General features: G+C 70.4%; 28 protein-coding genes. 19 read left to right on the top strand and 9 right to left on the bottom strand.

Annotation, left to right across the window (positions count from 1 at the left end):
* Positions 1 to 17: 17 nt before the first annotated feature.
* Positions 18 to 671: a hypothetical protein gene (locus tag ACODT0_RS29395; protein WP_479672774.1), complete on the bottom strand. Its 654-nt coding sequence runs from the start codon at positions 669 to 671 to the stop codon at positions 18 to 20.
* Between the two features lie 98 nt (positions 672 to 769).
* Here ACODT0_RS29395 and ACODT0_RS29390 point away from each other — a divergent pair, with 98 nt between their 5' ends.
* The 3 genes from ACODT0_RS29390 to ACODT0_RS29380 all read left to right on the top strand — a co-directional run bounded on the left by ACODT0_RS29390 (position 770) and on the right by ACODT0_RS29380 (position 3,712).
* Positions 770 to 2,122 (top strand): MATE family efflux transporter, encoded by a 1,353-nt coding sequence (locus ACODT0_RS29390; RefSeq protein ID WP_489042927.1) that lies wholly within the window; start codon positions 770 to 772, stop codon positions 2,120 to 2,122.
* A gap of 68 nt (positions 2,123 to 2,190) precedes the next feature.
* Positions 2,191 to 3,060: a GyrI-like domain-containing protein gene (locus ACODT0_RS29385; protein WP_489042926.1), complete on the top strand. Its 870-nt coding sequence runs from the start codon at positions 2,191 to 2,193 to the stop codon at positions 3,058 to 3,060.
* Between the two features lie 37 nt (positions 3,061 to 3,097).
* Complete coding sequence (locus ACODT0_RS29380; protein ID WP_296733392.1) at positions 3,098 to 3,712, top strand: DUF938 domain-containing protein; 615 nt, start codon at positions 3,098 to 3,100, stop codon at positions 3,710 to 3,712.
* A gap of 30 nt (positions 3,713 to 3,742) precedes the next feature.
* Here ACODT0_RS29380 and ACODT0_RS29375 read toward each other — a convergent pair whose 3' ends face one another.
* Positions 3,743 to 4,237 (bottom strand): hypothetical protein, encoded by a 495-nt coding sequence (locus ACODT0_RS29375; protein ID WP_489042925.1) that lies wholly within the window; start codon positions 4,235 to 4,237, stop codon positions 3,743 to 3,745.
* Positions 4,238 to 4,350: 113 nt separating this feature from the next.
* Between ACODT0_RS29375 and ACODT0_RS29370 the strand changes: the two genes are divergently transcribed.
* Complete coding sequence (locus tag ACODT0_RS29370) at positions 4,351 to 4,944, top strand: DUF4304 domain-containing protein (RefSeq protein ID WP_489042924.1); 594 nt, start codon at positions 4,351 to 4,353, stop codon at positions 4,942 to 4,944.
* Between the two features lie 2 nt (positions 4,945 to 4,946).
* On the opposite strand, the gene ACODT0_RS29365 is transcribed toward ACODT0_RS29370, so the two are convergent.
* Positions 4,947 to 5,156: a hypothetical protein gene (locus tag ACODT0_RS29365; RefSeq protein WP_057590224.1), complete on the bottom strand. Its 210-nt coding sequence runs from the start codon at positions 5,154 to 5,156 to the stop codon at positions 4,947 to 4,949.
* Between the two features lie 193 nt (positions 5,157 to 5,349).
* Here ACODT0_RS29365 and ACODT0_RS29360 point away from each other — a divergent pair, with 193 nt between their 5' ends.
* The 6 genes from ACODT0_RS29360 to ACODT0_RS29335 all read left to right on the top strand — a co-directional run bounded on the left by ACODT0_RS29360 (position 5,350) and on the right by ACODT0_RS29335 (position 9,788).
* Entirely contained in the window at positions 5,350 to 6,363 is a 1,014-nt protein-coding gene (locus ACODT0_RS29360) for an acyl-CoA dehydrogenase family protein (RefSeq protein ID WP_261205753.1), read from the top strand.
* On the top strand, positions 6,351 to 7,133 hold the full coding sequence (locus ACODT0_RS29355) for a PIG-L deacetylase family protein (protein ID WP_057590226.1): 783 nt from the start codon (positions 6,351 to 6,353) through the stop codon (positions 7,131 to 7,133). The genes ACODT0_RS29360 and ACODT0_RS29355 overlap by 13 nt, the downstream gene beginning before the upstream one ends.
* Positions 7,130 to 7,744: a class I SAM-dependent methyltransferase gene (locus ACODT0_RS29350; protein WP_489042923.1), complete on the top strand. Its 615-nt coding sequence runs from the start codon at positions 7,130 to 7,132 to the stop codon at positions 7,742 to 7,744. Before ACODT0_RS29355 ends, ACODT0_RS29350 begins: the two co-directional genes overlap by 4 nt.
* The gene (locus ACODT0_RS29345) at positions 7,741 to 8,445 is read left to right on the top strand and encodes a glycosyltransferase family 2 protein (protein WP_057590228.1); all 705 of its coding nucleotides are present in this window, start codon (positions 7,741 to 7,743) and stop codon (positions 8,443 to 8,445) included. The genes ACODT0_RS29350 and ACODT0_RS29345 overlap by 4 nt, the downstream gene beginning before the upstream one ends.
* A 135-nt stretch (positions 8,446 to 8,580) precedes the next feature.
* Entirely contained in the window at positions 8,581 to 8,889 is a 309-nt protein-coding gene (locus ACODT0_RS29340) for a plasmid stabilization protein (RefSeq protein ID WP_413763550.1), read from the top strand.
* A 35-nt stretch (positions 8,890 to 8,924) separates the two neighbouring features.
* Positions 8,925 to 9,788, top strand: a complete 864-nt coding sequence (locus tag ACODT0_RS29335; protein ID WP_296733370.1) for an NmrA family NAD(P)-binding protein — start codon at positions 8,925 to 8,927, stop codon at positions 9,786 to 9,788.
* A gap of 19 nt (positions 9,789 to 9,807) precedes the next feature.
* Here ACODT0_RS29335 and ACODT0_RS29330 read toward each other — a convergent pair whose 3' ends face one another.
* Positions 9,808 to 10,860, bottom strand: a complete 1,053-nt coding sequence (locus ACODT0_RS29330; protein ID WP_261205749.1) for an aldo/keto reductase — start codon at positions 10,858 to 10,860, stop codon at positions 9,808 to 9,810.
* 193 nt (positions 10,861 to 11,053) lie between these two features.
* On the opposite strand from ACODT0_RS29330, the gene ACODT0_RS29325 reads away from it, so the two are divergent.
* The 4 genes from ACODT0_RS29325 to ACODT0_RS29310 all read left to right on the top strand — a co-directional run bounded on the left by ACODT0_RS29325 (position 11,054) and on the right by ACODT0_RS29310 (position 13,891).
* Positions 11,054 to 12,046: an AraC family transcriptional regulator gene (locus tag ACODT0_RS29325; RefSeq protein WP_057590231.1), complete on the top strand. Its 993-nt coding sequence runs from the start codon at positions 11,054 to 11,056 to the stop codon at positions 12,044 to 12,046.
* A gap of 117 nt (positions 12,047 to 12,163) precedes the next feature.
* Complete coding sequence (locus ACODT0_RS29320; RefSeq protein WP_057590232.1) at positions 12,164 to 12,343, top strand: DUF3606 domain-containing protein; 180 nt, start codon at positions 12,164 to 12,166, stop codon at positions 12,341 to 12,343.
* A 29-nt stretch (positions 12,344 to 12,372) separates the two neighbouring features.
* Positions 12,373 to 13,296 carry a cation diffusion facilitator family transporter gene (locus ACODT0_RS29315; protein WP_489042922.1) on the top strand — a complete coding sequence of 308 codons (924 nt, stop codon included), beginning with the start codon at positions 12,373 to 12,375 and terminating at the stop codon, positions 13,294 to 13,296.
* Positions 13,297 to 13,480: 184 nt separating this feature from the next.
* Complete coding sequence (locus ACODT0_RS29310) at positions 13,481 to 13,891, top strand: hypothetical protein (RefSeq protein WP_216087291.1); 411 nt, start codon at positions 13,481 to 13,483, stop codon at positions 13,889 to 13,891.
* Between the two features lie 106 nt (positions 13,892 to 13,997).
* Here the strand turns inward: ACODT0_RS29310 and ACODT0_RS29305 are convergent, their stop codons facing one another.
* Positions 13,998 to 14,126, bottom strand: coding sequence for a hypothetical protein (locus tag ACODT0_RS29305; RefSeq protein ID WP_261205747.1), 129 nt, complete (start codon positions 14,124 to 14,126; stop codon positions 13,998 to 14,000).
* Positions 14,127 to 14,500: 374 nt separating this feature from the next.
* Here ACODT0_RS29305 and ACODT0_RS29300 point away from each other — a divergent pair, with 374 nt between their 5' ends.
* On the top strand, positions 14,501 to 15,745 hold the full coding sequence (locus tag ACODT0_RS29300) for a class I SAM-dependent methyltransferase (protein ID WP_489042921.1): 1,245 nt from the start codon (positions 14,501 to 14,503) through the stop codon (positions 15,743 to 15,745).
* Here the strand turns inward: ACODT0_RS29300 and ACODT0_RS29295 are convergent.
* From ACODT0_RS29295 to ACODT0_RS29285, 3 genes are all read right to left on the bottom strand, one after another.
* Positions 15,742 to 16,146: a VOC family protein gene (locus ACODT0_RS29295; protein WP_489042920.1), complete on the bottom strand. Its 405-nt coding sequence runs from the start codon at positions 16,144 to 16,146 to the stop codon at positions 15,742 to 15,744. The two genes, ACODT0_RS29300 and ACODT0_RS29295, sit on opposite strands and share 4 nt — an antisense overlap.
* Before the next feature lie 106 nt (positions 16,147 to 16,252).
* On the bottom strand, positions 16,253 to 17,068 hold the full coding sequence (locus ACODT0_RS29290) for a thioesterase family protein (RefSeq protein WP_489042919.1): 816 nt from the start codon (positions 17,066 to 17,068) through the stop codon (positions 16,253 to 16,255).
* Positions 17,061 to 18,056: a Rieske 2Fe-2S domain-containing protein gene (locus tag ACODT0_RS29285; protein ID WP_093341937.1), complete on the bottom strand. Its 996-nt coding sequence runs from the start codon at positions 18,054 to 18,056 to the stop codon at positions 17,061 to 17,063. Before ACODT0_RS29285 ends, ACODT0_RS29290 begins: the two co-directional genes overlap by 8 nt.
* Positions 18,057 to 18,228: 172 nt before the next feature.
* Between ACODT0_RS29285 and ACODT0_RS29280 the strand changes: the two genes are divergently transcribed.
* From ACODT0_RS29280 to ACODT0_RS29265, 4 genes are all read left to right on the top strand, one after another.
* Positions 18,229 to 18,852 carry a TetR/AcrR family transcriptional regulator gene (locus ACODT0_RS29280; RefSeq protein WP_261205743.1) on the top strand — a complete coding sequence of 208 codons (624 nt, stop codon included), beginning with the start codon at positions 18,229 to 18,231 and terminating at the stop codon, positions 18,850 to 18,852.
* Entirely contained in the window at positions 18,849 to 20,504 is a 1,656-nt protein-coding gene (locus ACODT0_RS29275) for an acyl-CoA dehydrogenase family protein (protein WP_489042918.1), read from the top strand. Before ACODT0_RS29280 ends, ACODT0_RS29275 begins: the two co-directional genes overlap by 4 nt.
* A 110-nt stretch (positions 20,505 to 20,614) precedes the next feature.
* Positions 20,615 to 21,655: an L-glyceraldehyde 3-phosphate reductase gene (gene mgrA, locus ACODT0_RS29270; RefSeq protein WP_057590240.1), complete on the top strand. Its 1,041-nt coding sequence runs from the start codon at positions 20,615 to 20,617 to the stop codon at positions 21,653 to 21,655.
* Positions 21,656 to 21,757: 102 nt separating this feature from the next.
* On the top strand, positions 21,758 to 21,958 hold the full coding sequence (locus ACODT0_RS29265; protein WP_057607172.1) for a hypothetical protein: 201 nt from the start codon (positions 21,758 to 21,760) through the stop codon (positions 21,956 to 21,958).
* A 17-nt stretch (positions 21,959 to 21,975) separates the two neighbouring features.
* Here ACODT0_RS29265 and ACODT0_RS29260 read toward each other — a convergent pair whose 3' ends face one another.
* On the bottom strand, positions 21,976 to 23,151 hold the full coding sequence (locus tag ACODT0_RS29260; protein WP_489042917.1) for a c-type cytochrome: 1,176 nt from the start codon (positions 23,149 to 23,151) through the stop codon (positions 21,976 to 21,978).
* Between the last annotated feature and the right edge of the window lie 23 nt (positions 23,152 to 23,174).

The raw sequence follows: 23,174 nt of genomic DNA, 5'->3' as shown, positions 1-23,174 counted from the left end.
AAGCGTGCCTTCAATGGCTATTCCAGTGGCCAGTCGGTGCGCAGCGCATTGTTGAACGTGACGTCACGCAGTTCGGGACGCACACGGCGCAGGGCATCGATGTCCTCGTTCGATTCGTCGAGGATCACGAGCCTCGCGCGCGCCGGAATCAGTACTCTGAATAGAAGAGACTCGCCAAACTGAGTGTGCAGCACATGCGCGCCGATATAGGTGATCTGTCCTGGCACGACGGTGAAACGCCAGGGCGCAGCAAGAGGAAGCTGGGCCTCCCAGTTGCGAGGCCCGTGGAGCTTGACTTCTCGTTGGAGCAGTTGATAGCTGCCGGCGGGTACGCGGTAGCCAACGAGTACCCGACCGCTCGTGCCAGCGCGGCGGACGATCTCCTCCTCGTTCCAGGCACCGTTGGTGAAGATCTGATCGGCCGTGGTCAGCTGGATTTTTTTGCCCTCCCGGTCCGGATGAGGCGTCACGACGAGGCGGATGGTCGGTTCCTGCTGGACCCTCACGAGCCGATCGACGGAAACGGTGTAGCCGAATGACGCGACGATCAGGCCATCCTTGTCGCTGGTGAGCGGCTTGTCCTTCACCAACAGATCGGAGCGGAGGGTTGAACAGCCTGTGAGCATGGCACCGGCAACGGCGAGAGCAAGAACCAGATGTCTACGGTGCATGGGGCGATCGATCCATTCAATGAGATATTGGGTAGCCGTCGAGGCCGGCCGGCATCGTGCCAGAAATGCGGGGCCGCTCCACTACGATGCGCCTTCCGATGGACCTCATCCCCACCCGCCCCCTCTGGCAACGCTTCCTGGTCTTCCTCGGCCCGCTGGTCCTGACCAACGTGCTGCAGGCGCTCGGCGGCACGGCCATCACCATCTACCTGGGCAAGCTGCTCGGCACGCGTTCGCTGGCGGCCGCGGTCAGCTTCTTTCCGCTCTTCATGTGCTGCATGGCCTTCGCGATCGGGCTGGGCACGGGCGCCTCGGTGCTCGTGGGCCAGGCCTGGGGCGCGCGCGACACCGACAAGGTACGGCGCGTCGCGGGCGCGGTGCTGCTGGGCACCTTGCTGCTGTCGTGCGTCATCGCGGGCATCGGCGCGGCCGGGATCGGCCCGGTGCTGTGGGCGCTGGGCACGCCGGGCGACGTGCTCGCCGATGCCGTGGGCTATGCGCGCGTGCTGTTCGCCGCGATGCCCGTGCTGTTTTTGCACCTGATGCTGGCGGCGCTGCTGCGCGGCCTGGGCGACACGGTGACGCCGCTCAAGGCGCTCGCGGTGGCGTCCTCGGTCTGGGTGCTTCTCACGCCGGCCTTCATCCTCGGCTGGCTCGGGCTGCCGCGGCTCGGCACCCAGAGCGCGGCCTGGGCCAGCATGACGGGCAACGCGCTGGCCGTGCTGTGGCTGGCCTGGCACCTGTGCCGCAGCGACAGTCTGCTCGCGCCCGCGAAGCTGCGCGCGCACCTGCGCTGGAACGCGCCCGTGCTCGCGACCGTGGCGCGGCTCGGCGTGCCCACCGGGCTCTTCTTCATCACGAGTTCGCTGGCCGACGCGATGCTGCTGTCGCTCGTGAACCGCCATGGCCCCGGTGCGACGGCCGCCTGGGGCACGGTGGGCCAGGTGATGGCCTATGTGCAGTTCCCGGCGATGTCGATCGCCATCGCGGCTTCGGTGTTCGCCGCGCAGGCCATCGGCGCCGGGCGCCTGGACGAGATCGACCACGTGAAGCGCGTGGGCCTGTGGATGAACCTCGCGCTCACGGCCGGGCTCGCCGTGCTGGTCGCGCTGGCGGCGCCGCTTGCGGTGAGCCTGTTCAGCAACGATCCCGCCGTGGTCGAGCTCGCGGCCTCGGTGCTGCGCATCACGGTCTGGGGCAGCGTGGCCTTCGGCATGGCCAGCGTCTTCACGGGCGTGATGCGCGCGGCCGGCACGGTGCGCGTGCCCACGGCGATCTCGCTGGGCTGCCTGGCCGTGCTGCTGTTTCCGCTGGCCTGGGTGCTGCAGCAGGCGCTCGGCCTGCGCGGCGTCTGGGTCGCCTATCCGCTGACCTATCTGGTGGCGCTGGGGCTGCAGGCGCTGTACTTCCACGGTGTGTGGAAGCGCAGGCCGATCCAGCGGCTGATCTAGGGAACGCGAAGGGCCCGACAGCAAGTTCGGTCAGGACGCGCCGCGCCCGCGTGGCCGATGATCGCGGCATGGACCGACCCACCCCCGACCCGATCGCCGAGCTCATCCCCTGGATCGAGGCGCGGCTCGACGACGCGCTCACGCTCGATCGCATCGCGCAGCAGGCGGGACTGTCGCCGTATCACTTCTCGCGGCTCTTCACCGCGCGCATGGGCCGCAGCGTGATGGCCTATGTGCGTGGCCGCCGGCTGGTGCGTGGCGCGCGCCGGCTCTGCGACGAGCCGGAGCTCCAGCTCGTCGAGCTCGCGCTCGATTGCGGTTTCGAGTCGCAGGAAGCATTCAACCGCGCGTTCAAGCGCATCTTCGGCGTCTCGCCCGGGCGCTTTCGCGCCGGCTTCGCCCTCACACCCATCGAAGGCCAATATCCCATGAACCTGCCCGCCAGCACCTCCACCGCCGTGACCCGCTTGCCAGACCTCGTCCGGCTCGAGGCCTTCAGCATCGCCGGCCCGGCCCGGCGTTTCGACCAGGAGAGCCGTTCCGAGATTCCGCAGCTGTGGTCCGCGCTGATCGGCGCCTTGCCGTTCGAGGGCCAGGTGCCGAGCTGGGCCACCTACGGCGCGGTCTGGGGCGTCGACCGGGAGGAGGGCAGCTTCGACTACATGGCGGGCGTGGGCATCGTGCCCGGCAGTGCGCTGCCCGCGGGTTTCAGCGAGAAGCGCATACCGGCCGCGACCTATGCGGTGTTCCGCATCACGCTCGACGGATCGGCGCTGCACCCGCAGGTGAAGAACGCGATGGCGACCATCTGGGGTCAACTGATCCCGGCCTCGGGACTCAAGCTGGCCGACAGCCCGGACTTCGAGCTCTACGACGGCAAGTTCGAACCCACGCGGCCCGGCGCGGTGATCGACTTCCACGTGCCGGTCGAGGGCTGATAGCCTCCGGCTCCCGACCTTCGCCACCGAGCACCGCATGTCCGACCTGTCCTTCAGTCCCGCCGCCGAACGCAACAAGCAACCGATCCTCGAGCGGCTGCTCGGCATCCTCGGCCGGGAGGGCGCCGCGCTCGAGATCGCCTCGGGCACCGGCCAGCATGCCGAGTGGTTCGCGACCGCCTTGCCCGGCTGGCGCTGGCAGACCAGCGATGCCGATGCGCGCGCGCTTCCCGCGCTCGCACGCCGCGTCGAACAGTCCGGCCTGCCCGGCCTCGGGAAGCCCGTGCTGCTCGATGTGCTCGACGCCTCCTGGCCTTCGCAGGGCACGGCCTTCGCACAGGATTTCGATGCGATCTACTGCGCGAACATGCTGCACATCTCGCCGTGGCCCACCTGTGCCGCGCTGATGCAGGGGGCGGCGCGGCATCTGCGCCCGGGTGGCGTGCTGCTCACCTACGGGCCGTATTTCGAGGAGGGCGTGGCGCCCGCGCCGAGCAACCTTGCCTTCGACCAGAGCCTGCGCGAGCGCGATCCGGCCTGGGGCATCCGCTCGTTGACGCAGGTCGAAGCGCAGGCGCGCGAAGCGGGGCTGCGCCTGCACGCGCGGCACGAGATGCCCGCGAACAACCTGCTGCTGGTGTTCGGGCGCTGACAAAAGCCAGCGGGATCGCGTTCGCGTCGCTCAGGCGCCGAAGCCGGAGCCCGCCGCTTCGCCATCGATCTGCGCCACCAGTCCCCGCAGCCAGGCGCGATGCGCCGCGAAGCTCGTCAGGCCCTCCTCGGCGGCTTCGCGCGACGCGAGGTGGCGCTCGAGGAAGCGGAAGCCCACGCATTCGGCCGCCGCTCGCAATGTCTCGACGGCCAGGTCGCATTCGTAGAGGAAGTCGAAGCGGCTGGCCCAGAAGCCTTGCTCGCTCCGGGCCAGCACCTCGAAGGCGCCGGGGTGCTCGATGCTGAACTCGATGAACGCCAGGCCATCGTGCTGGCGCCAGACGGCCGCGACCCTGCTGTCGCGCTCCCACAGCGGCACCAGCGGCGGCCCCTCGGGCACCGCGGCACCGCGATCGACGTAGAAGGGCGGCCCGAGGCAGCAGCCCCTGAAGGCCTCGTGCAGGCATTCGCCCGCCGCGAGCCGCTGCATCGGCTCGGACACGCCGAGTTCGCGCAAAGCCGCCATCCGCCGATCCCGTGCCACCACCGTCATCCGTTCTCTCCTGCTGCGCGTCCGAGCATAGCGAGCGCGAGAGCGCGGTCAGAATGCAGCTTCCATCCACCCTCTCCACGAAGCCGATGACCACCCGCGCCGCCTTCCTCAAGCTGCTGACCCGCAAGCTCCATCCCGTGCTCATGGCCGAAGGCTTCGAGGGTTCGGGCCAGACCTTGCGGCGCATCGAGGGTCCGGTGATCCACGTCTTCAACGTGCAGGGCGCGAGCGGTGGCAAGCAGTGCTACCTCAACCTCGGCGCGCACCTCGACTTCCTGCCGACCGAGGGCGGCGGCCAGGTCGCGCCGGCGGAAATCGAGGAGTCGCATTGCGTGTTCCGCGATCGCCTCGACCCGCCGGCCGGCGAGGCCCATGGCTGGGCCTACGGCCGCTCGATGGAGGAGGCCGAGCAGACCGTGGACTTCATCGCGAGCGAATGGGCCGGGCCCGGGCGCGCGTTCTTCGCGAGGCACGGCGACTATCCGCAAGGCTTCGCGCGGATGCTGCGCGAGACCGACCCCGCGCGGATCCATGCGCGCACGGCGCTGCACCTCGCGCGGATCGCGCTGCACCTGGGCGAGCATTCGATCGCCCGGACGCTGGTCGACACGGGCCTGGCGAAGGCGCCCGAGCGCGCCACCAGCCTGAAGGCGGATCTCGAGCGAGTGCTCGGAAACTGAGCTCAGCGCGTCGCGCCGCGGCGCGACTGGATCTGGTTGCTGCCGCCCACGTGGCCTTCGCGGTCGTTGCGGCTTTCGGTGGTGCGGCGCGGCTCGTTGCGCGAGGTCGGGGCCTGGTGGCCGGCCTTGTTGTGCTGCGGTCCGTGGTTGCCGTCGCGCAGCAGGTCGCGGCTGTCGACATCGTTCGACGGAGTGGTGTGGGTGTTGGGCATGGCTTTCTCCAGTGGCTGTGCGCTCCGTTCTCCGCGTGCACCGTTGGCGCGCCTGTCGGACCAGGCCTCGGCCCGGCGTCGGTGGCGCGGGCCGCCGCTCCTACAGGCCCGGAGCCTTCCTGCCGACGGGAAGGGGCGCGCCCGCCATCTAAGTTCTGGGCCCATCCACCGGAACACGCCCGCACGAAGATCCATGACGGAAGACCTCAGCAGCGACACCCTCGAGCGGCTCCGGCTGCCCGCCGATCCCGCCGCTGCGCTGAGCCGTCTGGTCGAAGCCGGCGCCGACCGCGTGCCCTGGCCGGCCCAGGGCCGCACGCTGATGCGCTGGCGCGCGCTCGCCGAGGTCGCGGCGCACGATCTCTCGCTGGCCAAGCTCTACGAAGGCCATACCGATGCGCTCGCGATCCTCGCGGAGCTGCACGGTCCCGCGCTGCCGTCCGGCTCGCGCTGGGGCACCTGGTGCGCCGAGCCGCCCGATGCGCGCGTCGCCATGCGGCCCGAGGAGGGCTGCCCGGGCGCCGTGCGCCTCGACGGACGCAAGGCCTGGTGCTCGGGCGCGGCCGGCCTCACGCATGCGATCGTCAGCGTGCACGACGAGGCGGATCGAGCCTGCCTCGCGGCCGTGTCGCTGCGGCAGCCGGGCGTGCGCGTGTCGGACGAAGGCTGGGAGGCCGTCGGCATGGCGGCGAGCGCGAGCGTGGACGTGCATTTCGAGCACGCCCTCGCGGTGCCGGTCGGCAGGCCCGGCGACTACACGAGCCGCCCGGGCTTCTGGCAGGGCGGTGCCGGCATCGCGGCCTGCTGGTGGGGTGGCGCGCTCGGCATCGCGCGCCAGGTGCTTGCATTCGCGGCGCGGGGCGGCAAGCCCGATGCGCACCGGCTCGCGCACCTCGGCGCCATCGATGCCGCGCTGGCCGGTGCCGCCGCGGTGCTGCGCGAGGCCGCGCACTGGATCGACACCCATCCGGCCGACGACGCGCGACGCGTGGCGCTGAACGCGCGGTTGGTGGCCGAGCAGGCGGCCGAGACGGTGCTGCGCCACGCGGGCCGCGCGCTCGGCGCCGCGCCGCTGTGCCGCGACGCGCGTTTCGCGCGCGCGATGGCCGACCTGCCGGTGTACCTGCGCCAAAGCCATGCCGAGCGCGACCTCGCCGCGCTGGGACAGATCGCAGTCGACGAAAGGAGCGCCACATGGGTGCTGTGATGGACGAAGTGCCCGACGATGCCGCCCAGCGCGCGATCCGCGGCGACGGCACCACCGAGGACGAATGGAACGACTGGCCCGGGCTGGCCCGGCTGCCCGCCATCGACAGCGGGCAACTGGTGCCCGAGGGCGCCCGCGCGGTGGTGGTGGCGCCGCACCCCGACGACGAGGTGCTCGCGGTCGGCGGCCTGCTGGCGCAGCTCGCGGACCAGGGCCGCGAGGTGGCGGTGATCGCCGTGACCGATGGCACCGCGAGCCACCATGGCTCGGCCGTCTGGCCGCCCGAGCGGCTGGCCCGCACCCGCCCGCGCGAGAGCCTGCGTGCGCTCGAGCGGCTGGGCCTGGCGATCGAGCCGGCTCGGCTCGGGCTGCCCGATGGCGGGTTGCGCGCGCTGCGAGCCACGCTGGCGGCGCAACTGGTGTCGCTGCTGCGCCCGCGCGACATGGTCTTCACGACTTGGCGCCGCGACGGCCATCCCGACCACGAGGCGACGGGCCAGGCCTGCGCGCTGGCGGCCGCGAGCGCGGGCGCGCGGCTGGTCGAGGTGCCGGTCTGGGGCTGGCATTGGGCACGGCCCGCGGATGCGCGCATGCCCTGGCGGCACGCCCGGCGGCTGCTGCTCGACCCGGAGGCGCTGCGGCGCAAGCGCGAGGCGGTGCGCGCCTTCACCAGCCAGTTGCGGCGCGACCCCTCGACCGGCGCGCCGCCGGTGCTGCGCGCCACCACGCTGGCGCGCGCGCAGCGGCCCTACGAGGTGGTGTTCCTGTGAGTTCCGCGGCGCAGCACGGCTACTTCGAGTCGCTCTATGCGGCCAGCGAGGATCCCTATGCGGTGCGCACGCGCTGGTACGAGGCGCGCAAGCGCGCGCTGCTGCTCGCGGCCTTGCCGCGGGCGCGCTACCGCCATGCGTTCGAGCCCGGCTGCGGCGTCGGCGAGCTCACGCTCGCCTTGGCCGCGCGTTGCGACCGTCTGCTCGCGAGCGATTTCTCGGCCCGGGCGGTGGCGATCGCGCGGCAGCGCACGGCCGGGCTGCCTCACGTCGACGTGCGGCGGCAGGCCTTGCCCGACGACTGGCCGCTCGAGCCCGGCCCGGGCGCGTTCGACCTGATCGTGCTCAGCGAGATCGGCTACTTCCTCGACCGCCAGGCGATGCAGCGTGTCGCCGCCTGCTGCGAGCGCACGCTGGCCGCCGACGGCACGCTGGTGGCCTGCGACTGGCGCCCCGGTTTCGCGCAGCGCAGCCTGCCGACCGCCGAGGTGCAGGGCATCCTGGCCGCGCTGGGCCTGGCACGGCTGGCGCTGCACGAGGAGGACGATTTCCTGCTGCAGGTCTGGACGCGCGATGCGCGCTCGGTCGCCCAGTGCGAGGGCATCCGGTGATCGGGCTCGTGATCCCGGCCCACGACGAAGGCGAGCGCATCGGCGCCGCGTTGCGCGCGGCGCGCCGGGCCGCGGCGCATCCGGCGCTGGCGGGCGAGGAGGTCCGCCTCGTGGTGGTGCTCGACAGCTGCGTCGACGGCACCGCGGACGTGGTGGCGCGCCATGGCGCGCGGCAACTCGCGCTGGATGCGCGCAACGTGGGCATCGCGCGCGCGGCCGGCGCGGCCCATTGCCTCGAGGCCGGCGCCCGCTGGCTGGCCTTCACCGATGCCGACACCCGCGTCGCGCCCGGCTGGCTCGCGATGCAGCTGGCCGAGGCGCGGGCGGGTGCCGACGCGGTCTGCGGCACGGTGGGCGTGCACGACTGGAAGGTGCACGGAGGCGGCGCCGCGCGGCTGCGCGAACGATTCGCGCGCGACTACATGGCGCGCGACGGGCATCGCCACGTGCATGGCGCGAACCTCGGCGTTTCGGCCGCGGCCTACCTGCGCGTGGGCGGCTTCGCGCCACTGGCCTGCGGCGAGGACGTGGCGCTGGTCGCGGCGCTCGAGGCCGCGGGCGCGCGCATCGCATGGAGCGCGCGCCCGCGCGTCACGACCAGCGCGCGCACCGATGCCCGAGCGCGCGGTGGCTTCGGCGACACGCTGCTGGCGATGGCGGCCGCGCTGGCCGTGCCGGTGGCGGCCATCGAAGCGGGTTGAGCAGGCTGGAGCGCCGCGAGGCCGCGCCACCGACGACGGACAGCGCTGACGCCGGGCGCTAGGCTTTTCTTACCCTGGGTGCGATCGCCGCGCGCAGCATGGTTTGCATCTTTCATGCACACAGGAGTGATGACCATGCCAAGAGGCGACAAGTCGTCCTACACGGACAAGCAGAAACGCAAGGCCGAGCACATCGAGGAAGGCTACGAGAAGCGCGGCGTGGGCCGGGGCGAGGCCGAGCGCCGTGCCTGGGCCACGGTGAACGCCGAGACCGGCGGCGGCAAGAAGAGCGGCTCGGGCCGCGGCCGGCCGGAGAACCACGCGCCTTCGCGCAAGGGCGGCCACAAGGGCGGTGCCGCGGCGGCGGCCCGGCCCGCGGCCGCGCGGTCGGCCTCGGCGCGCAAGGCCGCGGCCACGCGCCAGCGCAACGAGCAGCGCGGCTGAGTCCGGCCGCCGTCACGGAGATCATGGAGGCGACCATGCACATCATCCTCGGAGCCACCGGCCATGTGGGCTCGGCCCTGGCCGAAGCGCTGCTGGCCAAGGGCCAGCCCGTCACCGTCGTCACGCGCCATGCCTCGAAGACCGAGGCGCTGCGCAAGAAGGGCGCCAAGGTCGCGGTGGTCGACGTGTTCGACGTTCCGGCCTTCCAGCGCGTGCTGGCCGGCGGCAAGCGCCTGTTCCTGCTGAACCCGCCCGCGGCGCCCTCGACCGACACCGCGGCCGAGGAACGGCGCAGCCTGCGCAGCATCCTGCGCGCGGTGCAGGGCGCCAACCTCGAGAAGATCGTGGCCGAGTCGGCTTACGGCGCGCAGCCGGGCGAGCGCATCGGCGACCTCGGCGTGCTCCACGAGATGGAGCAGGCGCTCGCGGCCCAGCCCATTCCCACCGCCGTGATCCGCGCGGCCTACTACATGAGCAACTGGGACCTGTCGCTGCGCACGGCGCAGGAGCAGGGCGTGGTCCACACCATGTATCCGGTCGATTTCGCGCTGCCGATGGTGGCGCCGCGCGACCTGGGGCAGTTCGCGGCACGGCTGATGGAAGGGCCGGCGAAGGATTCGGGCCCGCACCACGTGGAAGGGCCCGAGCCCTATACCAGCGCGGACGTGGCCGAGGCCTTCGCGCTGGCCCTCGACAAGCCGGTGCGCGCGGTCCAGACCCCGCGCAGCCAGTGGGAGCACGCGTTCAGGGCGATGGGCTTCTCGGACGCGGGCGCTGCCTCGTACGCGGCGATGACGCGCATCACGCTCGAGCGGAAGTACGAGGTCGAGAATCCCGAGCGCGGGCGCGTCCCGCTGCGCGAATACATCGGCGCGCTGGTGCGCAGCCGCTCCGGCTGAGCGGCGCGCACCGCGCGTCTCAACCGCGCGCCAGCGAGTCCGCCACGCGCTGGCGCCGCACGCCGCCCTGGCGTTCGAGCATCCAGCCCGGGTACTCGGCCGGCAGCGCGCTGACCTTGTCGAGCCGCGCGAGTTCGTCGGCATTCAGCTTGATGGCGGTGGCGGCGAGGTTGTCGTCGAGCTGGTCGACGCGCTTGGCGCCGATGATCACGCTGGTCACCACCGGCTGGTGCAGCAGCCAGGACAGCGCGATCTGCGCCACCGAGACCTTGCGCGCCTCGGCCAGTTCGCGCATGACGTCGATGCAGTCGAAGGCGCGTTCCTTGTTCAGCGGCGGGAAGTCGAAGGCCACGCGTCGGCTGCCTTGCTCGGCGTCGCCGTCGCGGCTGTACTTGCCGCTGAGGAAGCCGCCGGCCAGCGGGCTCCAGACCATCAGGCCGACCTCCTCGCCGCGCATCATCGGCACCAGTTCGCGCTCGAGGTCGCGGCCCGCGATCGTGTAGTAGGCCTGCAGCGATTCGAAGCGCGCGAGGCCCTTGCGTTCGGCGATGCCGAGCGCCTTGACGATCTGCCAGGCGGCCCAGTTCGACACGCCCACGTAGCGCACGTGGCCCTGGCGCACCAGGGTGTCGAGCGCTTCCACGGTTTCCTCGATGCGCGTGGCGGGGTCGAAGCCGTGGATCTGGTAGAGGTCGATGTGGTCGAGCTGCAGCCGCCGCAGGCTGGCCTTCACGCCGTCCATGATGTGGTAGCGCGAGGCGCCGGCCGAGTTCACGCCCTTGCTGCCGGTTTCGCCGAGCACCTTGGTCGCCACCACCACCTTGTCGCGCGGCACCTTGAGGTTCTTGAGCGCCTGGCCGGTGATGACTTCCGACTGGCCTTCGGAATAGACGTCGGCGGTGTCGATGAAATTGATGCCGGCGTCGAGCGCGCGGCCGACGAGCGCCTCGGCCTCGGATTGCTGGAGATCGCCGATCTGGCCCCAGATGCCCGAAGACCCGCCGAAGGTCATGGTGCCGAGGCAGAGTTCGGAGACGAAGAGGCCGGTGCGGCCGAATTTGCGGTATTGCATCGAAAGAATTCCTTTGCGTTAAAGGCCCGGTGGGCCCCGGAAAAGTATCCGGCCGCGCGCCGCCCCGGGGCCAGCGCGTTCCTGCAAAGGTCTTGCCTAATTCTCCAGACCGGTGCTCGCGGGCGTGCGGGCGCGCCAGGGGAGGTTTAAGCTGCGAGCCGCTTGTTTCTCCACCGTGACAAGGACTCGCCACATGTCCGACGAAACCCCCGACATCCTTTCCGCCATCGGCACGCCGCTGCCGCTCGAACCCGAACTCGACGAAGCCCGCAAGGAGCTGGTGCGCCTGATCAACCTGGTGACCGGCGGCCGCGACGGCTCGATCGACACCGCGGTGCCCGGGCTGTTCGTCTACTGCGTCAGCAAGCCCGACGGCCCCAAGCACGCGATGCAGACGCCGGCGCTGGGCCTGATCGCGCAGGGCTCCAAGCGGATCATGGTGGGCGACGACATCTACGTCTACGACCCGATGCACTACCTGGTCACCTCGGTCGACCTGCCGGTGTGCGGCCAGGTGCGCGTGACCAGCGAGCAGGAGCCCTACCTGGGCCTGCGGCTGGAGCTCGCGGTCGACGAGATCGGCGAGCTGATCCGCAGCGAGCAGCTGCCGGCCAAGGCCAATGCGCCCGCCTCGCGCGGCATGTACGTCAACCGCATCGCGATGCCGGTGCTCGAGCCGGTGCTGCGCCTGTTGCGCCTGCTCGAAACGCCCGAGGACGTGCCGATCATGGCGCCGCTGATCAAGCGCGAGATCATGTACCGGCTGCTGGTGAACGGCGAGGGCGCGCGGCTGCGGCAGATCGCGCTGCAGGACAGCCACACCCAGCGCGTGGCCAAGGCGATCAGCGCGCTGCGCGTGAACTTCGCGCAGTCGCTGAAAGTGGAGGACATGGCGCGCGCGGTGCACATGAGCGTGTCCTCGTTCCATCACCACTTCAAGGCCGTGACCGCGATGAGCCCGCTGCAGTACCAGAAGCAGTTGCGCCTGCAGGAGGCGCGGCGGCTGATGCTGCTGACCGGCGCCGACGTGGCGACGGCCGCGCACAACGTGGGCTACGAGAGCCCCTCGCAGTTCGCGCGCGAGTACGGCCGCATGTTCGGCGCGCCGCCGCTGCGCGACAAGCGCCGCTGGCTCGGCGAGGCGGGCAACGACGCGCTGGGCGCGGCCTCGCGCGAGGCGGCCTGAGCATCCTGCGTGCGCGGCGCGCATGGATGCCGTCCTGCACGCAGTGTCGTCCGCGTCCGGCCTCGTGGCGCCGAGCGCTCGCGACACTGCGTGGCTTCAACGCAGGAGAAACGTCCGATGTCCGAAGAGCTTCAGATCCGCATCCCCCGAGACGATGACCGGATCGACGTGACCGACCTCAAGGAAGTCGACTACTGGACCGAATGGTTCGGCGTGTCGGAAGAACGGCTTCGCACCGCCGTCGCCTCGGCCGGTACCTACAAGGACGACCTGCGCATCTACCTCGGCCTGCCTTGAGGCCCGGCTAGCGAACGGCCACGCTCTCCATGGCCGAATCCCGCATCGCCATCTACGGCGCCATCGGCGCCAACATCGCCATCGCGATCACCAAGTTCGCCGTGGCCGGCATCACCGGCAGCTCGGCGATGCTGTCCGAGGGCATCCATTCGTCGGTCGACACCTTCAATGGCGTGCTGCTGCTGGTCGGCCTGCGCCTGAGCAAACGCCCGCCGAGCGTGGAGCATCCGTTCGGCCACGGCAAGGAGCTCTATTTCTGGAGCCTGATCGTCGCGGTGCTGATCTTCGGGCTCGGCGGCGGCGTGTCCTTCTATGAAGGCATCGAGCACATCCGGCATCCCGAGCCGCTGGGCGATCCGACCTGGAACTACGTGGTGCTCGCGGCCGCGGCGGTGTTCGAGGGCACGAGCTTCCTGATCGCGCTGCGGCAGTTCCGCGCCCAGGCCGGCGGCACGCCGTTCTGGCAGGCGCTCGACCGCAGCAAGGACCCGACCACCTACACCGTGCTGGCCGAGGACTCGGCCGCGCTGGCCGGCCTCGCGGTGGCGGCGCTGGGCATCTACCTGGGCCACCGCTTCGACATGCCGGTGTTCGACGGTGCGGCGTCGATGGTGATCGGCCTGCTTCTCGCGGGCGTGGCGCTGCTGCTGATCGCGCAGTCGCGCGGCCTGCTGATCGGGGAGGGCGTGCGGCCCGAGACGGCGCGCGCGATCCGCGAGCTGGCGATGGCGCAGCCCAGCGTGGAGGAGGCGGGCCGGGTGCTGTCGATGTACATCGGGCCCGACCAGGTGCTCGCGATCGTCGACGTGAATTTCAAGGACGACACCGACACCGGCGAAGCCGCCGAGGCCATCGCCGCGATCGAGCGGCAGGTGCGGGCGCGCTTTCCGATGATCAAGCGGCTGTTCATCGAGGCCAGCGAAGCGCCCGCGGACCTGGCGCCGCGCTCCTGAACGGCGCTGCGCGCGGCACGACGCACGCTGGTGCGACAGCGTGGTGACAAGCCACTACAGATTTCCGTATCGCCGCGCAACCCCTCGTCATGACGGAAACAATTACTTGCATTTGCTTGTAATCAATGGTTTCATTCTGTTCAGAAATCAGGGAGCAATCTGAGCAGAGAGAAAGGAGCCTCACGTGAGTCATCACGCCTTGACGCTTCGCAACCTGGCACGCCCGGCAATGCTTGCCCTGTGCCTCCTGCCGCCGGCGACCCAGGCCGCCGACGGAACCATCCACTTCACCGGCGCGATCGTTGGAGCACCCTACGAGACGCGTGTCGCCGCGAGGCCCACCGCGTTCGTTCACCGCGTGACGGGCGACGCCACGGAGATCCATTTCCTGCGCCAGCGGATCGATGCGCCCAGCGCCAGCGTGCGCGTCGATGCCCTCGGCGCGCAGCCGCTGGCCATCGCGTTCGTCGATGCGCAAGGTCGGACCACGCCGCTGGCGCAACGGCGCGAGTGGTCGATCGGGCAGGAAGGCGGGGTGTTGTCGGTGGCGGCGCAGGCGGCCGCCATCGCGCTCGTGACCGTGCGCTACGACTGAGCTTTCGGCCGGCACGCCCGGCGTCGAACGAGACCCGGCACGGGGCCGGAAGGGCAGGTGCGTGCCCGCCGGGCCCGCCCATTCAGGCGATGGTCAGGACGGGCGATTAACGTCGCTCGGTGGCCTCGCGGCTCGCGCGGGCGGCCACCGCGGCATTCACCGCGTTCTCGGTGGCCATGCGCCTGCCACCGCAGAGGGTGCACTGGTAGTGGCGCAGCCATGGAAGCCAGCGCATCCAGGAGCGACGTGGAATGCGTTCGAGATGGGCAAGCCCGCAGGAACACTTGGAAGACGAAATAGCCATCGGCGTTGGACTTCAAGATTGTTTTGCATCGAGCTTTTTCCCTTGCCGAGGCTCTGAGGCCTGTGTGCAGCTTCGTTACGATTCCCTCAATTATTCTTTGGTAATAGTGCATTTGTATTACAGATTGTCAGAATTCTGCATACTGTAGTTTTCGCGCACATTTACATCGGACCACGGCTTTCCGTCAGATTGGAGCGCTAAGCCGTGACGGCTCCGGGTCGAAGTCCGGCATGTCCCTGCACATCGCACGGAATCTGGCTATCGTGCTTTCCCGAATCGCAAGCAACACCAACACGGAGAAATGCATGCTTTGGGAAAAGAAGGTCGAACAGTGGAGCGCGGCCGTCCGCGCTCGCGCCAATCTGCCCGCGCGGCTGACCTTGTGGGACGGCAAGTCGTACGACTTCGGCGACTTCAGCGGCCCCGCCGTCACCCTGCACGTGAAATCGCCCTCGGCGCTGTCGCTGATGCTCGAGCCCACGCTGGCCAACCTCGGCGAGGCCTACGTGCAGAGCAAGATCGACATCGAGGGCAAGCTCACGGACATCATCGACATCGCCTACGGGCTCGCGAAGAGTTCGCTCGACAACGGCACCGGCGCCGGTGCCAGCGCGCTCAAGAGCATGGCGCGCTACTTCACGCACACCAAGGCGTCGGACAGGAAGTCGATCCAGTACCACTACGACGTCTCGAACGCCTTCTACCAGCTCTGGCTCGACCCGAACATGGTCTATTCGTGCGCCTACTTCGAGAACGGCGACGAGGACCTCGAGACCGCGCAGCTCAAGAAGATCGACCACATCCTCACCAAGATCCAGCTGCAGCCGGGCCAGACGCTGCTCGACATCGGCTGCGGCTGGGGTGCGCTCGTGATCCGCGCGGCACGGAAGTTCGGCGCGCGCTGCGTGGGCGTGACCTTGTCGCAGAACCAGTTCGACCTGGCGACCGAGCGCGTGAAGGCCGCGGGCCTGGCCGACCGCATCGAGATCCGGTTGCAGGACTATCGCGATGTGAGCGGGCAGTTCGACCGCATCACCAGCGTCGGCATGTTCGAGCACGTGGGCCGCAAGAACCTGCCCGAGTATTTCCGGCGCGTGCGCGCGCTGCTGGCCGATGACGGCGTGGTGATGAACCACGGCATCACTTCGTCGGACCCCGAAGGCGGCGGCGTCTCCTACGGCGGTGGCGATTTCATCGACCGCTACGTGTTCCCGAACGGCGAACTGCCGCACATCGGCCTGACCCTGCAATCGATGCAGCAGGGCGGCCTCGAGGCCTTCGACGTGGAGAACCTGCGGCGCCACTACGCGCGCACGCTGCGCCTGTGGAGCGATGCCTACGAGGCACACACCGAGCAGGTGCGCGCGATGGTCGACGAGGAGAAGTTCCGCATCTGGCGCGTGTACCTCGCGGGCTGCGCCTATGCCTTCGAGAACGACGACGTGGCGATCTACCAGATCGTGGGCCGCAAGGCCGGCCGCGCCGCGAAGACGCTGCCCTGGTCGCGGCGCTACATGTACTCGAGCGACCCGGGCCTGCAGGCGGCCTAGGAAACCGCGCCGCGGCAGCCGGCCTCGACGTTGTTGCCGTCGGGGTCGAGCACGTAGGCTCCGTAGTAGTGCATTTCGGCCGGCCCGCGCGGGCCGGGAAAACCGTTGTCGATGCCGCCGGCCTGCAGTGCCGCGCGATGGAATTCGTCGACCTGCCGCGTGCTCGCGGCGGAGAAGGCAAGATGGATCGGGCTTGCCGACACCTGATGCGCACTGTTCCAGAACACGGGCTGGTCGGTGCCGATCCAGACGAAGGGCACCGTCTCCTCCATGCTGCGCACGAGCAGGAAGGAATGCGGGCTGTTGTCGATGGTCTGCAGGCCGAGCGCGGGAGCGACGGCGTCGTAGAAGCGCCGTGCGGCGCGCAGGTCGCGCACCCTGAAGCCGATGTGGTCGAACATGGGCGGTCCTTTTCCGATGAAGCATGCATCGTCGTCGGCATGGCCGCGAGCGGAAACGGGCACGCCGCGCATCGCGTGGCCGGACAGCGCCTACGCGGGCGCTTCGTCAGCGCGCGAAGACCAGCAGCGTCTGCGTCGCGAAACCGAAGCGCCCGCGCTCGTCGTGCAGCTGGCTGAAGGCGCAGCCGCTGCCGTCGGGCGCGATGGTGGTCACGGCGTCGAGGCCGACCCATTCGCCCACGGGTTGCCGTGCAAGCTGCAGCGAGAGGTCGGCGTTGGCGAAGTTGAAGCGCTCCGCCGGCAATACCCAGCTCAGGCCATTGCCGAAGTCGGCCGCGGCGGCCGCGCGCATCGCGGGCGAATTGGCCGCGCCCGCGACCAGCGGCACGCGCAGTCGGAACCAGGCGGCCGCCGGTCCCGGTGCCGCGGCATCGCCGGCGGCCACGCGGCTTTCGGTCGCCGTGTAATAGAACGAGCGCACGTCGGGCAGGCCCGGGATGCGCAGGGGTGCCGTGCAGGCCGACGGTGCCGGCATCGACAGGGCAGGGGCCAGCGGCCTTTGCAACGTCTCCTCGGGCGGCGCCACGGCCTGTGTGCGCACCAGCAATCCATGCGCCTTGGCCACTGGCTTGCCTTGGGCCATCAGCGTTATCTCGACGCGCGCGGTGGTGCGGCCCGCTTCGACGTCGACGCTCGACGACAGGCTGTCGACCGGCACCGGCCGGATCAGCTCGACCGTGAGCCGCGCGAGCTGCCAGCCTTCACCGTCCACCGCCGACTCGGCGATGTGCGCGAGCAGCCCGCAGGGCGCGCCGCCATGCTGCGCGCGCGGATCCCAGGGCCCGCGCGAGAGTTCGCTGGCGCGCCAGCTGTTCGCGTCCTCGCGCACGAAGACGGCATCGGAGGCGGCGAGCTCATGCATGGGCGGCGATCTCGATGCGGCGCAGGGGCGCGGGGGCAGGCACTTCGTCCTCGGTCTCGAACTGCTCGGCCCAATGGCGGAAGCGCATGATGGGCCCGTCGCCCTCGGCCAGGCTGGGACGCTTCCAGCGCATCTTGTGCTCCCAGATCGGCACGTCCTGGCTCACCTGGTGGATCGCCTCGTCGATCAGCGCGAGGCTCATGTCGGGCGAGGCGATGCCCTGCAGCCGCGCCATCAGGCTGAAGCTCACGGCGACGCGGCCGGCCTCGATCGGCACCACCGAATCGACGAACAGGATCTCGGCCAGGTCGGCGATGCGAAAGCGCACCGTCGCGAAGTAGGGGCCGTACAGCGAGGTCTGCAGGAAGCCCGGCAGCCGGCCGCGCGGCGTGTTGAAGTCGTGCAGGATGTTCACGTGCAGCGCCGGCCCCGCGGGCTCGAAGCGGTCGAGCCGCGCCAGCGTGGCCACGCCGTGCAGGTGGTGGAAGTGCGTGGTGTCGACGATGTTCTCCTGCACCTCCTGCCAGATCGTCGCGACCTCCCAGCGCTGGCGCCGGTAGCGCGACCACTGCGCATCGCCATGCTCGGGCATCGCCGGCACCTCGAAAGTGGGCGCGATGCCGCGTGGATGCCACCACACCATCACCAGCCCGTTGCGCTCGACCAGCGGCCAGGACTTCAGGTGCCGCATCTCGAGGCGCGGATTCGGGCTGTAGGGAATGTCGGTGCAGGCGCCGTCGCCCGCGAACTGCCAGCCGTGGAACGGACAGCGCAGCGAGGTGCCGCAGACGCGGCCGCCGTGGCCCAGGTGGGTGCCGAGGTGCGGACAGTGCGCATCCATCGCATGGGCCTGGCCCTGCATGTCGCGCCACAGCACGAACTCGCGGCCCATGGCCGTGAGGGGCTGCACGTCGCCCTTGCGAAGGTCCTCGCTGTAGGCAGCCTGGAACCAGCCGTGACCGAAAGAGGAGTCGTCGAACCTGCGCATGGAGAAGCTTCCTTGGTGGTTGAACTGGACGCCGCGGCCGCCGGCGGCGCGATCGTTGCGATGCGGCCGAGGCGTCGAAGTATAGGGAGCCGGAGTGCAATTGCAATAAGAAATGAACTGTGATTCAATTCTTCGCGTGACCTACCGACGCACATCCAAAGTCGAGGAGCGCATGACGCTCACGCGCGAGCGCATCGTGCTGGCCGCGCTCGAACTCGTGGCCACCCATGGCTACGGCGGCACCACCATGCCGATGGTCGCGGCCACGGCCGAGGTCTCGACCGGTTTGCTCTACCAGTACTTCCCGTCGAAGACCGACCTGTTCGACGAGGTGTTCCGCCAGGCCTCGCAGCGCGAGATCGACGCCTGCGCCGCCGCGGCCGCCTCCGAAAGCGGTGCCGGCGAGCGATTGGCCGCGATCATCCGCACCTTCGCGCACCGCGCGCTCAAGCGGCCCAAGCTCGCGTGGGCCCTGCTGGCCGAACCGGTGGCGCCGCAGATCGACGAGGACCGGCTGCGCTTTCGCGAACCCTATCGCGCGATCTTCGTGACGGTGATCGAGGACGGCATCGACAGCCGCGAGTTCCGCGCGCAGAACGCGCACACCAGCGCCGCGGCGATCGTCGGCGCACTGGCCGAAGCCATGATCGGCCCGCTCGCGCTCGGCGTGCTGTCCAAGCGCGCGGCGCAGCGCGTGGTGGAAGACATCGTCGCGCTGTGCCTGGCCGCGGTGCTCGACCACACCGCGCGCACAAAGAAGGCACCCGTCCCGCCTTCGGCCAAGGAGACACCATGACCGACTTCATCCAGCCCCATCCCGAGCCGTCGAACCGCTTCGCGAGCGACCGCGCCCTGCACCACACGCTCGAACGCCTGCTGCCCGCCGAGGTCTTCGCCGACGCGACCCCGCTGTTCCAGCGCATGGGCGAGCGCGCGATGCAGGAGATTCCCGCATTGGCCGCGACGGCGGAGCACAACGTGCCGCGCCACGAGCCCTTCGATGCCTGGGGCCGGCGCGTCGATCGCATCGAGGTCGATCCGGCCTGGCATCGCCTGGTCGACATCGGCCTCGAGGAGGGCCTGGTCGCGCTGCCCTACGAGAACCCCTACGGCGAGTTCACGCGCGTGGTACAGGCCGGCCTCGTGAACCTGTACGACGGCGCGGGCGCGGTGGCCTCGTGTCCGCTGGTGATGACCGATGGCGCCGCGCGCCTGCTCACGCTGCACGACGAAGCGCTGGCCGCGCGCTACCGGCCGAAGCTCACCGCGCGGCAGGGCGGCTGGACCTCGGGCCAGTGGATGACCGAGAAGGAGGGCGGCTCCGATGTCGGCCAGACCTCGACCGTCGCGCGTCCGCGCGGCGACGGCACCTGGTCGCTGCACGGCACCAAGTGGTTCACCTCGGCCACCACCTCGCAGATGGCGCTCGCGCTCGCGCGGCCCGAGGACGCGGTACCGGGCAGCCGTGGCCTGTCGCTGTTCCTGGTCGAGCTGCGCCGCCCCGACGGCAGCTGGAACCACATCGCCGTGCGGCGCCTGAAGGACAAGCTCGGCACGCGCGCCCTGCCGACCGCGGAGCTCGAGCTCGAAGGCACGGTCGCGGTGCCGGTCGGCGGCATCGATCGCGGCGTCGCGAAGATCGGCGACCTGCTCAACGTCGCGCGACTGTGGGCCTCGTGGGGCGGCCCGGCGGGCGTGGGCCATCTGCTGATGCTGGCGCGCGACTACGCGAGCCGGCGCCGCGTGTTCGGCCAGATGCTCGCCGAGAAGCCGCTGCATGCGCAGTGGATCGCGCGCATCACGGCCGAGTACGAGGCGATGCTGGCGCTCAACTTCGAGACCGCGCTCGCGCTCAATCGCCACGAGCGCGGCACCGGTGCGCCCGGGCTCGCGCGACTGCTGGCGCCGCTGACCAAGCTGGCCTGCGCGCGCCAGAGCATCTGGGCCGCGAGCGAGCTGGTCGAGAGCTTCGGCGGCGCGGGCTATGTGGAGGACACGGGCATCCCGCGCGTGCTGCGCAACCTGCACGTGCATTGCATCTGGGAGGGCACGACCTCGGTGCTCGCGCACGACGTGCTGCGTGCGCTGCGCGCGCCCGAGGCGGGCGAGGCCTTTCTCGCCGACATCGACCAACGGCTCTCGGCGCTCGCGGGCCATGGCACGCGCGCGCCCGATGCGATCGTGCATGCGCGACGCACGCTCGCGGAGCTGATGCCGCGCGCGCAGGAGAGCGATGGTCGGCGCCTGGCCTGGGGCATGGCGCGCACCTATCAATCGGTGCTGCTGCTCGAGGCGGCCGCATGGCGCCAGGCGCGCAAGGCCGACGGCTCGGGATGGACCGCATTGCGGCTGTTCCTGCAGGACGCGCTGGTGCCGCCGGTGCTGCCCGCGTCGGACGAGGAACTCGCGGCGCTGGCCTTCGGGCGCGACACGGCCGAGGCGTCGTAACGCAGCGGATCGGCGGCCTGCGCGTCGACGCGATTGCCGCTATCCTCGAACGCGAAGTACCGGCGCCGACATGGCGCCTTTCTCTTTCTCTTCGCGTTCTTCCATCGCCCATGACCTACCTCGCCGCCTCCACGCGCTACGAATCCATGCCCTACCGCAAGGTGGGCCGCAGCGGCCTCGTGCTGCCCGCCATCTCGCTGGGCCTGTGGCACAACTTCGGCGATACCACGCCGATCGCCACCCAGCGCCAACTGCTGCGCACCGCCTTCGACCTCGGCATCAACCACTTCGACCTCGCCAACAACTACGGCCCGCCCTACGGCAGCGCCGAGACCAATTTCGGCCGCCTGCTGCGCGAGGACTTCAAGCCCTACCGCGACGAACTGATCATCTCGAGCAAGGCCGGCTGGGACATGTGGCCCGGCCCCTATGGGCAGGGTGGCGGCTCGCGCAAATACGTGCTGGCCAGCCTCGACCAGAGCCTGCAGCGCATGGGCCTCGACTACGTCGACATCTTCTATTCGCACCGCTTCGACCCGCACACGCCGCTGGAGGAGACCGCCTCGGCGCTGGCCCAGGCCGTGCAGCAGGGCAAGGCGCTGTACATCGGCATCTCCTCGTACTCGGCCGGCAAGACGCGCGAGATGGCCGCGCTGCTGCGCGAATGGAAGGTGCCGCTGCTGATCCACCAGCCGGCCTACAACCTGTTCAACCGCTGGATCGAGAAGGACCTGCTCGGCGCCACCGAGGAACTGGGTGCCGGCGTGATCGCGTTCACGCCGCTGGCGCAGGGTCTGCTGACCGACAAGTACCTGCAGGGCGTGCCGGCCGATGCACGCATCAACCGCCCGGGCGGCGGCTCGCTGAAGCCCGAGCATCTGTCGGATGCCAACATCGAGCGTGCGCGCGCGCTGAACGCGATCGCGCAACGCCGCGGCCAGTCGCTGGCCCAGCTCGCGCTGAGCTGGACCCTGCGCGATCCGCGCGTGAGTTCGGCGCTGATCGGCGCGAGCCGGCCCGAGCAGATCGTCGACAACGTGGCCGCGCTCCGGGGCGCGCCGCTGAGCGCCGAAGAGCTGGCCGAGATCGATCGGCACGCGGTCGAGGGCGGCGTGAACCTCTGGGAAAAACCGTCGACCGACTTCGCCTGAGCGCAGGGCCGGCGATCACGGAGCGCATCAGGTAACTCGCAATCCGTCTTTGAGCTGCCGCACGGGCTGCGCAGAATGGGGGCGTTCCGTTTCGAGTTCCTCATGCCCCAGCGCACCTATCACTCCGTGGCCGCACAGGCCCAGCTCGTCATCTCGCGCACCGCCGAGGCCTGGACCGTCCCACCCGCATCGGCCCATGCGATCGCGCGTCGCGCGGCCTACGGCCATGTGCCGCGCCGCGCATTGCGCCGGCTTCAGGCCATGGCGGCGCTGCGGCCCGCGGTGCTGATGCATTCGTGGTGAGCGACGGCGCCACGCCGTCAATGCACGAAGCCGCCTTTCACGAAGCGCACCGGCTGCGCATCCATGCGCGCGATCAGCGCGCCGAGGCCATCGGCCGCGGCCGCCGGGACGGTCGTTGTTCCTGAGGCGGTCTCCGCGCGGCACAGCAGGTCGTCGTCGCTCCAGGCACTCTTGCCGGGCTCGCCGCGCGCGCGCAGCCAGCCCTGGCGGTCGACCAGCAGTTGCGTGCCTTCGAGCTTCTCGGGGGCGGCGATCAGCGAGAAGGCCTCCCACGCCGCCGGAGAGTCGGCCACGCAGGCGATGCTTCGCTCGTGCGCATTCGACGCGAGGCCGGGACGCGGCTCGAGCAGCACCGTCACCAGCCGCGGATCCTCGAGCAACGCACTTGCGTTATCGCCGGCGGCCACGATCCGCAGGCGCTGGCCGCGCCAGCTGCTGAGCATGCGCACCGGCTTGCCGTCGCAACGCACCGCCATGTCGGGCGGGCTCACGGGCTGGGCCCAGACGCCCGCCACGCGCAGGCTTTCGCCGGCGGCCTGGGCCTTCATGAAGTCGATCAGGGCCCAGGCGTCGCTTTCGCTCAATCGGCCTTGAAAGCCCGGCATGGTCTGCGCGCCATGGCGATCCCGCGTGCCGTGCAGCACGCGCCACAGCAGGTCGCCATCGGCGCGGCGCCAGAGCAGCGGTCCGGCGAGATTCGGCGGCCACACGGGCTGCGACGCGGCCAACGGCCCCTGGCCGCGTCCGTCGCTGCCGTGGCAGGCCACGCAGTTCTGTGCATAGAGCATGCGGCCGCGCGCGATCGATTCGGCGCTGAAGCCCGTCGCATGTTGTTGAAAGCTCGTGGGGTGCGCGGGCACGAGGACCACGTGGGCATCGGGCCAGGGTGCCAGCACCACGGGCAGCACCGCGGCGCCCAGCAGCCAGATCCGGCGCCGTCGCCACAGCAGCGCCACGACCAGCACGAGCAGAGACAGTCCCAGCAGCACGACACTGACGCCGAGCCGGCGCGCCTGGCCCAGGTCGATCAGCAGGTTCTCGCCCGACAGCCGCTCGGCCCAGGGCCACGCGGGCTGTCCGTGCGCATGCGCGACCAGGCCCAGCGCATCGAGCAGCCGCAGCAGTTGCAACTGCAGGGTCTGCAGCGCCTCGATCAGCAGATTGAGCCAGGCCGCATCGGGCAGCGCGTTCATCGCGCCCGCGCCTCGAAGGCCGG

Source organism: Variovorax sp. FG153, from assembly GCF_057809595.1.
Note: the sequence above shows the minus strand (reverse complement) of the source record. Positions and strands in the feature narration are given on the sequence as shown.